12 protein-coding genes are annotated in these 8159 nt (G+C 77.9%); 4 read left to right on the forward strand and 8 right to left on the reverse strand.

Annotated features, from left to right (window positions below; translation table 11 throughout):
• Positions 1–117 precede the first annotated feature (117 nt).
• Complete coding sequence (locus tag QSK52_RS30575; RefSeq protein WP_285739456.1) at positions 118–528, reverse strand: SRPBCC family protein; 411 nt, start codon at positions 526–528, stop codon at positions 118–120.
• Between the two features lie 71 nt (positions 529–599).
• Positions 600–791 (reverse strand): hypothetical protein, encoded by a 192-nt coding sequence (locus QSK52_RS30580; protein WP_285739457.1) that lies wholly within the window; start codon positions 789–791, stop codon positions 600–602.
• Between the two features lie 186 nt (positions 792–977).
• On the opposite strand from QSK52_RS30580, the gene QSK52_RS30585 reads away from it, so the two are divergent.
• Positions 978–1904, forward strand: coding sequence for a PfkB family carbohydrate kinase (locus QSK52_RS30585; RefSeq protein WP_285739458.1), 927 nt, complete (start codon positions 978–980; stop codon positions 1902–1904).
• A gap of 15 nt (positions 1905–1919) precedes the next feature.
• Here the strand turns inward: QSK52_RS30585 and QSK52_RS30590 are convergent, their stop codons facing one another.
• The 3 genes from QSK52_RS30590 to QSK52_RS30600 form a co-directional block, all read right to left on the reverse strand.
• Positions 1920–2222, reverse strand: a complete 303-nt coding sequence (locus QSK52_RS30590; RefSeq protein ID WP_285739459.1) for a hypothetical protein — start codon at positions 2220–2222, stop codon at positions 1920–1922.
• A gap of 6 nt (positions 2223–2228) precedes the next feature.
• Entirely contained in the window at positions 2229–2468 is a 240-nt protein-coding gene (locus QSK52_RS30595; RefSeq protein ID WP_285739460.1) for a hypothetical protein, read from the reverse strand.
• A gap of 127 nt (positions 2469–2595) precedes the next feature.
• Positions 2596–3096 carry a TspO/MBR family protein gene (locus tag QSK52_RS30600; RefSeq protein WP_285739461.1) on the reverse strand — a complete coding sequence of 167 codons (501 nt, stop codon included), beginning with the start codon at positions 3094–3096 and terminating at the stop codon, positions 2596–2598.
• A 125-nt stretch (positions 3097–3221) separates the two neighbouring features.
• Here QSK52_RS30600 and QSK52_RS30605 point away from each other — a divergent pair, with 125 nt between their 5' ends.
• Together QSK52_RS30605 and QSK52_RS30610 are read left to right on the forward strand one after the other, a co-directional pair.
• Positions 3222–4451: a PP2C family protein-serine/threonine phosphatase gene (locus tag QSK52_RS30605; protein WP_285739462.1), complete on the forward strand. Its 1230-nt coding sequence runs from the start codon at positions 3222–3224 to the stop codon at positions 4449–4451.
• A gap of 87 nt (positions 4452–4538) precedes the next feature.
• Positions 4539–5711, forward strand: coding sequence for an amidohydrolase (locus QSK52_RS30610; RefSeq protein WP_285739463.1), 1173 nt, complete (start codon positions 4539–4541; stop codon positions 5709–5711).
• Positions 5712–5787: 76 nt separating this feature from the next.
• On the opposite strand, the gene QSK52_RS30615 is transcribed toward QSK52_RS30610, so the two are convergent.
• The 3 genes from QSK52_RS30615 to QSK52_RS30625 all read right to left on the reverse strand — a co-directional run bounded on the left by QSK52_RS30615 (position 5788) and on the right by QSK52_RS30625 (position 7899).
• On the reverse strand, positions 5788–6912 hold the full coding sequence (locus QSK52_RS30615; protein WP_285739464.1) for a carboxylate-amine ligase: 1125 nt from the start codon (positions 6910–6912) through the stop codon (positions 5788–5790).
• A 71-nt stretch (positions 6913–6983) separates the two neighbouring features.
• Complete coding sequence (locus QSK52_RS30620) at positions 6984–7181, reverse strand: hypothetical protein (RefSeq protein ID WP_285739465.1); 198 nt, start codon at positions 7179–7181, stop codon at positions 6984–6986.
• Positions 7182–7320: 139 nt separating this feature from the next.
• A complete protein-coding gene (locus QSK52_RS30625; protein ID WP_285739466.1) occupies positions 7321–7899 on the reverse strand; it encodes a hemerythrin domain-containing protein in 579 nt (192 codons plus the stop codon).
• A 157-nt stretch (positions 7900–8056) separates the two neighbouring features.
• Between QSK52_RS30625 and QSK52_RS30630 the strand changes: the two genes are divergently transcribed.
• Positions 8057–8159: NAD-dependent epimerase/dehydratase family protein (locus tag QSK52_RS30630; protein ID WP_285736291.1), on the forward strand; the 103-nt coding region annotated here is incomplete at its 3' end.

Genomic DNA, 8159 nt, shown 5'->3' on the forward strand with positions numbered 1-8159 from the left:
GGCGCCCGCTCCGCCGCGCACCGTCCCGCGACGCGGCCCGGCCACCCGTGCGGCCCAGCCCCGCCACCCGTCCGGACGCGGCGGCCGCCGCACCGGGGCGGCCCGGGCCGCCCGGGGTCAGCCGCCGCTGTCGGTCCGGAGGCGGACCTGCTCCTCCAGCCGGGCCAGGCTCTCCTCCAGCTCCTGCTCGACCGTCTCCGCCGGGGGCGCGGAGTCCGCGTCGAAGAAGGAGAGGTGGACGGTCACCTCGCTGGTCCCGCCGTCCAGGCCGGCCACCTGCAGCCAGCCCGCGTAGCGCCCGTCCTCCCGGGTGCCCCACTCCATCCGCAGCTGTTCGCGCCGGGTGCGCAGCAGCGCGGGCTCGTCGGTGCCGCCGCGGTCCTGGTGGACGGTCGCCGCGGGCGGGTCGTCGGCCCGCACGTGCAGGCCGCGGGGCATCCAGGCGTCGAGCCGCCCCGGGCCGGTCGCCTCGTCGAAGACCGGCTCCGGGAGGGCCGGCATGGTGCGGGAGCGTTCGTACTCGGTCATCCGCTGCTCCTTGGTGCTGCTCGGGTCCGCCCGCGGGGCGGGCGGGTCGGTCACTCGGTCGATCGGCCGGGTCAGTCCGGGGGTTCGTCCCCGCCCTCGGCCCTGGTGGTCTCCGCGGCCGTGCGGTTCTGCTCGGAGGTCGGGCCCTCGGTCGGGTCGCGGCCCTCCTCGTCGGCGACGGCGCCGGCGTCGGTGTCGGGCACCTCCGTCCCGGCCGCGGGCGGCAGGTCGGGCGTCTCGGGCTTCCGGTCCGGGTCGGTCATGGTGGGTCTCCTCGCGTTCCTCCTGGTCCACCGGTCCTTCCGGCTCCCCGCGCGCCTGCCCGGCCGGGAGCGGTGCACGCCTCCCCGGCCCGTTCCCGCCGCCGTCCGGTCGACGGCGTTTCGCCGGACGGCGGCCGGGCAGGCGCGGGGGCCTCGACGGGAGCGGACCTGGATGCGGAGCGAGCGGTGACGGACGGGGCGGCGGGCGGCGGGTGCGTCGTGGTGGTGGGCCAGATCGGGCGGGACGTGGTGCTGCGGACGGACGGTCTGCCGCCGGTCGGCGGGTCCGCTGGCGTCGCGGAGCGCTGGGAGGGGCTCGGCGGCAAGGGCGCCAACCAGGCCGTCGGCCTGTCCCAGCTGGGCGTGCCGGTGCGCCTGGTCGGCGTGGTGGGCGAGGACCGGGCGGGCGGGGCGGTGCTGCGCGCGGCGGGCCGGGACGGGATCGGGACGGCGGGGGTCGTCCGGCGCGGGCGGACCGCCCTGCTGCTGGACCTGGTCGACGCGCCGGGCAGCCGCCGCCTGCTGGAGGACGTCCCGCCCGAGGGCCTGGTGACCGTCGACGACCTCGAACGGGCCCGGGCGGTCCTCACGGACGCCGGCGCTGTCTCCCTGCAGCTCCAGCAGCCGTCGGCGACCGTGCTGGCGGCCGCCCGGCTGGCCCGGCGGCACGGTGCACGCGTGGTGGCGGACGGCGCCCCCGACCCGGCCGTCCGCGGTGAACTGCTGGGCCTGGTCGACGTGCTGCGCGCCGACGCCGCCGAGGCGGAACTGCTCGCGGACGGGCCGGTCGGCTCGCTGCGGGACGCCCGCGCCCTGGGGAGCCGCCTGCTGGCCGCGGGCCCCGGCCTGGTCGCCCTCGCGGTGCCCGACCGGGGTGACCTGCTGGTGTGGCCGGGCGGCGAGCTGCTGCTGCCGCTGGCGGACGTGCCGGTGGCCGATCCGACCGGGGCGGGCGACGCCTTCGTCGCGGGCCTGGTCGCCGGGCTGCGGCACGGCTCCGACCCGGCCGCCGCGGGACGGCTGGCCGCGGCGGCGGCCGGTGCGACGGTCCAGCGCCTCGGCGGACGGCCGGACCTGTCCGGGCTGGCTCCCGGCGGGCCGCCCCGCGGGTGAGGCGTCGGCGCGCCCTCAGGGGCGGGGCGCCCGCCGGGTCCACGGGCGGCCGCCGCCCCGGCCGCGGGCGGCTCCGGCGGTGCAGCGGGGGCAGACGCGCCGGATGCGGTCGGCGGCGCCGCCGCTGTCCGGGCGGACGTCGGGCCAGGCGACGTGCGGGAACCTGAGGAGCTGCGAGCGGTGCAGCGACAGGCCGCACAGGGTCTGGTTGGTCCCCCGCTCCCAGGCGTGCGCCTCACCGGCGGGCAGGCGCCGGTTGTCCTCCTCGTCGAACCAGGCGCCGGAGGCGGCCACGGCGTAACCGGGCGTCGCGGTCACGGCGGCTCAGCCCCGCTGCTCGGGGCGGTCCGGCCCGCCGCTCTCCTCGTCGCGGTCGGCCTCGTCGCGGTCGGCCTCGACCCCGGTGAGCGGGTCGCCGGCCGCCGTTCCCGTGCCCGGGTCGTAGCCCTCGCGGGCCGAGGCGGTCCCGGGGACGGTGCGCTTCCCGGCCCGCTGCTCGCGGCCGCTGGACCCGCCCGGGCCGCCGGGGCCCGGAGCGGGGGTGCCGGGTTCGTGGGGTGCCATCGGATCGACCTCTCCTCGGGGGCCGGGCCCGCCCCGGTGCGGGGCGGCCGGTTGCCCGCGTCTTTCCCGCCACCGGGGCCGGAAACGCCCGGACGGGCCGGGCCCGCCGCCGTGCGCGGGGCCGGGCTCAGCCGTTGCGGCGGGCCAGCGAGGCGCTGAGCGCGGTGGCGAAGAGGCACCAGGCGGCGTAGGGCACGAGCGCGGTGGCGGCCGCGGGGTCGTGGCGGGCCGTCCGCCGGATCAGGTGCAGGGTGTCGGCGTCCAGCAGGAGGCAGCCGGCGGTCCCGGCGGCGGGGCTGCGCAGGCCGAAGAAGAGCCAGGTCCACCCGGCGTTCAGCGTCAGGTTCGTCCCGTACGCGGCGGCCAGGGCGGCGCGCTCGCGGCCGCGGGTCCGGCCGAGCGCGTGTCCGGCGCTCCAGGCGATCGAGGCGTACAGCGGGGTCCACACCGCCGGGAACGCCCACGGCGGGGGCTGCCACCGGGGCTCGTCCAGCGAGCGGTACCAGGAGCCCGCCGGGCCGGCGGCCCGGGCGCCCACCAGGGCGGCGGCCGTCACCGCCAGGGCGGCTCCCGCGTACGGGGCCGCACGTCGTGCCTTCGTCGAGCGGGTCGTCCACCTGAGGGCCATGTCCCCCGTGTGCCCGGCGGGCGCCCGTCCATGCACCGCGCCCGGCGCGGGGGGGCCGGTCGGGGCGGCCGCGCCTATCGTGGAAGCACCCCCGACCGGAACCGGCGGCGTACGGCAGGTGGATCGTGAGCGGACCCGTCATCGACTACCGGGTCGTCTTCCAGGCACTGCCGGGCGCGGCCGCCCTGCTGACGCCCGACCTGGTGTTCGCTGACGTGAACGAGGCGTACCTGCTGCTGTCCGGGCGCGAGCGCGCCCGGGTGGTCGGCCGTTTCCTGTTCGACGTCTTCCCGGACAACCCGCACGACCCGGCGGCCACCGGCGTGCGCAACCTGCACGCCTCGCTGCGGCGGGTCACGGCCACCGGGGAGCGCGACACCATGGCCCTGCAGCGCTACGACGTGGAGGACCCGGAGCGTCCCGGGGAGTGGCAGGAGCGGTACTGGAGCCCGGTCAACGTGCCGGTGCTCGGCCCGGACGGGGAGGTGGTGCTCCTGCTGCACCGGGTCGAGGAGGTCACCGAGCTGATCAGGGCCCGCGGCATCCGCGACAGCGGCCGGACCCGGGCCCTGGGGGCCGAGCTCTACAGCCGGGCCAGGGAGCTCCAGGACGTCAACGAGCGCCTGCGCCGGGCCCACGCCCGGGAGCGGGAGGTGGCCCTGCACCTGCAGGCGGCGATGCTGCCCGTGCTGCGACCGCCGGGCGACCACCGGGCGGCCGTGCGCTACCGGCCCGCCGCCGGTGCGCTGAACGTCTGCGGCGACTGGTACGACCTGGTCGACCTGCCCGAAGACGGGCGCACCTCGGTGGCCGTCGGCGACGTGGTCGGGCACGGGCTGCGCGCCGCCGGGGTGATGGGGCAACTGCGCAGCGCCCTGTCGGCCGCCTCCCGAGTCGCGGTCGGGCCCGCCCAGGCGCTGGAGGTGCTCGACCGGTACGCCCGTTCCGTGGACGGGGCGGAGAACACCACCGCCGTGTCGGTCTTCATCGACTGGGCGGAGCGCACCCTCGCCTACAGCAGCGCCGGTCACCCGCCGCCCGCCCTGTGCGGGCCGGACGGGTCGGTGGCGTTCCTGGACGCGGCCACCGACCCCCCGCTGGGCGCCCGCCCCGAACCCGCCGGACGCCCCCAGGCGCGGGCCGCGTTCGCCGCAGGCTCCGTCCTCGTCCTGTACACCGACGGCCTGGTCGAGCGCCGCCGCGAGGACATCGACGCGGGCCTCGACCGGCTGGCCCGCTCGCTGGCCCGCCACCGCCGCGCCGCCCCCGGCCCGCTGGCCGACGCCCTGCTCGCCGACCTCGTCCCGCCCGCCGGGCTCACCGACGACACCGCCCTGGTCGTGCTGCGCCTGTGAGCGGCCCGGCGGGCGGCCAGGTGTGGGGGCGGCGCGGGGTGGCAGACGGGTGGACGGAACGGTCCGCGTCGAGCCCCGGGAGCCGAAGTGCCTCACACCGTTGACGACCTGCACGAACGTGTCCGGGAGGCGGTGCGCCGCCGGTCGGACGAGCTGTGGGGGACGGCCCTCGCCCTGCACGCCGACCCCGAGTGCGCCTTCGCCGAGCACCGGGCCGCCGCCCTGCTGACGGGCGAACTGGAGCGGGCGGGCTTCGCGGTGCGGCGGGGCGTGGCGGGGATGCCGACCGCCTTCACCGCCGCCTCCGGCCGGGGCCGCCCCGCGGTGGCCCTGCTGCTGGAGTACGACGCGCTGCCCGGGCTGGGGCACGCCTGCGGCCACAACCTGATCGCGGCGGCCGGGCTGGGCGCGGCGCTGGCCGCCCGCGAGGCGCTGCCGGAGGACGCCGGGACGGTGCTGGCGGTCGGGACCCCGGCGGAGGAGGGCGGCGGCGGCAAGGCCCTGGAGGTGGAGGCGGGGGTGTTCGACGGGGTGGACGCCGCGCTGATGTTCCACCCCGGCGTCCAGGACTGGACGCACGCGGTGCTGACCGCGCAGGAGCAGTACCGGGTCGCCTTCCACGGCCGGGCCGCCCACCCGACGGGCGACCCGACGCACGGCATCGACGCGCTGGCCGCGCTGATCGAGCTGTTCAACGTGCTGTCCGCGCTGGGGCGGCGGCTCCCGGCCGCCTCCCACGTGCAGGGCATCGTCACGGCCGGGGGCACGGCGACGAACATCGTGCCCGACCTCGCCGAGGGGAGGTTCGGGCTGCGGGCCGCCACCACCGCCGAACTGGACGCCCTGGCGGCGCAGTTGCGCACCAGTGCCGAGGGCGTGGCCGCGGCGACCGGCACGACGGTGACGGTGGAGCGGGCCAGCGTGCGCTACGAGCACTTCCGCGACAGCCCGCCGTTGTCCGGGCGCTTCGCGGCGCACCTGGCCCGGGCGGGCATCGTCCTCGGGCCGCCGCGGCCGGGGGTGCTGCTGGGCTCCTCGGACGTCGGCAACGTCAGCGCGCGGGTGCCCGCCGTCCACCCGTTCGTCGCGATCATGGACGAGGGCGGGTCCGACCACACCCCCGAGTTCGCGGTCGCCGCGGCCTCCCCCCGGGCCCGGTCGGTCCTGCGATCCGTCACCGAGGCCCTGGCCTGCACCGCGGTGGACGTCCTGCTGGACGCCGGGCTGCGGCGGGCGGCGTGGGAGCAGCACGAGGGGTGACCCGGAGGGGCGGCCCTGCACCGGGCCCCGCCCGCGGGTTCACGGGGCGGGGCCGCGCGCTCATGAGCTCACCGGCTCACGGGACGGGGTCCGCGTCCGGTTCCTCGGAGGGCGTGCCGTCGGTGACGCTGCTGATCAGGTCGACCAGCCCGGCGCGTCCGCCGCGGCGCAGCTCGCGGCGCTGGCGGACCGCGCCGTTGCCCTCGGTCAGCAGGCGGCTGAGCAGGGGTTCGACCCACGGGGTGTCGCCGTGGCGGCGCAGGGCGGGGCCGAGGGTGTCCAGGACGCGGTCCAGCACCGCGGGCGGGGAGTCCAGCGTGCCGGTGCGGGGGTCGTGGAGCCGCTCGGTGCAGCCGTGGCGGGCGGCGTACCAGACCGCGGCGGCCAGGGCCTCGTGGTGGGGCGCGGCGGACGCGGGGAGCGGGTCGGTGAGCAGGGTGGCGGCGATCGCCCGGACCAGCCCGGCCAGCATCACGGCCTCGTCGACCCGGAGTTGGACGTCCATGGCCCGGATCTCGACGGTGGGGTAGCGCTCGGAGAGCCTGGCCTGCCAGTAGAGCTGGCCGGTGTCGCCGATCAGCCCGGTGTCGACCAGGGCGCGGATCCGGGCGTCGTAGTCGGCGGCGCCGTCGAAGTGCGGGGGCACGCCGCTGACCGGCCACCGGCTGAAGATCACCGTCCGCCAGTCGGCGAAGCCGGTGTCGACGCCGTTCCACAGCGGCGAGTTGGCGGACAGCGCGACGAGCAGCGGCAGCCAGGGGCGCAGGCCGTTGAGGACGGCGACGCCCGCCTCGCGGTCCGGGACGCCGACGTGCACGTGCATGCCGGTGATCAGCTGTTCGTCCGTCAGCTGCGGGGCGTCCGCGTGGATGGTGCGGTAGCGGGGGGTGTCGCTGACCGGCACCGCCAGCCGGTCGGCGAAGGGCGCGGCGCCGCAGGCGGCCAGTCGGCAGCCGTGCGAGGCGGCGGCCGCGGCGAGGGCGCCGCGCAGCCGTCCCAGGTGGGCGCCGACCTCGTCGAGCGTGCTGCAGACCGGGGTGGCGACCTCCAACTGCGCCTGCAACAGCTCGCGTTGCACCTCGTCCCCGTCGATCCCCGGTTGTTGGTCCGCTGCCTTCCGGACCTGCTCGGCCCGGGCCACCGGCACGCCGGTGGCGGCGTCCAGCAGCAGGTACTCCTCTTCCACACCCACGGTCACCATGTGCGGCGGCTACCCCCGGACGGGCCGTCCAACCGCGGTCGGACGGCCCGGGTGCGGAAGAGCGGGGCCGGTCAGGGGTGGTCGGGCCGCTGCTCGGGCGGGGCGCCGCCGGTGCGGCCGCCGCCCTTGTCGCCCCTGTCCTGTCCGGTGGGGCGCTCGTCCTCCCGGCCCGGCCCTCCTGCGGTGTCCGCCTTCGCCCCGGCGGAGCCCTGGACGTTCGCGCCCTTGGCGCTGCGGCGCAGTTCCGGCTGCTGCGGGTTGTTGCCCATGGCGTTCTCCTCTCCTCGCCGGGCGCCTGTCCGGGCCGCGGCGGGGCAAACGCCGGGCGCAGCAGCACGGCGGCCCGCGACCCCGTCGGTGCGAGGGGTCGCGGGCCGCCGTGCCGTTCGGACGGGCCGGGCGGGGGCGTCAGTCGCGGTGCTGGGCGAAGGCGTCCTTGGCGCGGTCCAGCAGGGAGGCGAACGGGCCCACCGTCCACTGCAGGGCCGGCTTGCCGGCGGTGCCCGGGTGCGGGTGGGTCGGCGCGATCCGCTCGGCCGCCAGGAGGCGGCGGCCCATCGCCCGGCGCTGCTCCGCGTCGCAGGAGGCCAGCAGCGCGGGGAACTCCTCCTTCTCCTCGTGCTGCGCGTGGGCCTCGACCGCCAGCTGGAAGGCGGCCAGCTCGGCGTCGAACTCGGGGCTCGCCACGTCGAGCTTCTCCAGGTCCCGCAGGGCGCGGTTGGCCTCGGCCTCCTCCTCGTTGCGGGCCGTGGCCTCGGACTTGCCCGCCGCGCGCTCGGCCGCGGGCCGCACCACGAGCTCCTCGCCGGTCTCGTGGACCGCCAGCAGCGCCCGCAGCTCGTCGAACGCCTGCTGCTTGTGCTCGCCCTGCGCGGCCCGGACGTCCGCGAACAGCCCGCGGATCCGCTGGTGCTGCGCCAGCAGGACGTCGACGACGTCCTCCTGCGGCGTGGTTCCGGTCCCCGTTGCGGTGGTCGTGCCGGTCATGGTCTGACTCCTCTCGCTACCGGATCGCTGTCCGCAGTCGTCTCACCGGCCACCCCGGTGCCAAACCGTCCTGCCGCTTGTTGACTTGCGTTTGTTCTTGTTGAAAGATGATCGATCAGTCGAGCGGTGGACGCCGAACGTCGTGGAGGTCGAGGGCATGAGCAAGTACCTGGTCACGGGTGGAGCCGGCTACGTGGGCAGTGTGGTGGCGGCGCACCTGTTGGAGGCGGGGCACCAGGTGACCGTGCTGGACGACCTGT

The organism is Kitasatospora phosalacinea (genome assembly GCF_030268885.1).
Classification (GTDB): Bacteria; Actinomycetota; Actinomycetes; order Streptomycetales; family Streptomycetaceae; genus Kitasatospora; species Kitasatospora phosalacinea_C.

What these genes read in the sequence shown, in the direction of transcription:
- QSK52_RS30575 (WP_285739456.1), bottom strand. Translation starts at nt 528, where the DNA reads ATGACCGAGTACGAACGCTCCCGCACCATGCCGGCCCTCCCGGAGCCG.
- QSK52_RS30580 (WP_285739457.1), bottom strand. Translation starts at nt 791, where the DNA reads ATGACCGACCCGGACCGGAAGCCCGAGACGCCCGACCTGCCGCCCGCG.
- QSK52_RS30595 (WP_285739460.1), bottom strand. Translation starts at nt 2,468, where the DNA reads ATGGCACCCCACGAACCCGGCACCCCCGCTCCGGGCCCCGGCGGCCCG.
- QSK52_RS30600 (WP_285739461.1), bottom strand. Translation starts at nt 3,096, where the DNA reads ATGGCCCTCAGGTGGACGACCCGCTCGACGAAGGCACGACGTGCGGCC.
- QSK52_RS30615 (WP_285739464.1), bottom strand. Translation starts at nt 6,912, where the DNA reads ATGGTGACCGTGGGTGTGGAAGAGGAGTACCTGCTGCTGGACGCCGCC.
- QSK52_RS30620 (WP_285739465.1), bottom strand. Translation starts at nt 7,181, where the DNA reads ATGGGCAACAACCCGCAGCAGCCGGAACTGCGCCGCAGCGCCAAGGGC.
- QSK52_RS30625 (WP_285739466.1), bottom strand. Translation starts at nt 7,899, where the DNA reads ATGACCGGCACGACCACCGCAACGGGGACCGGAACCACGCCGCAGGAG.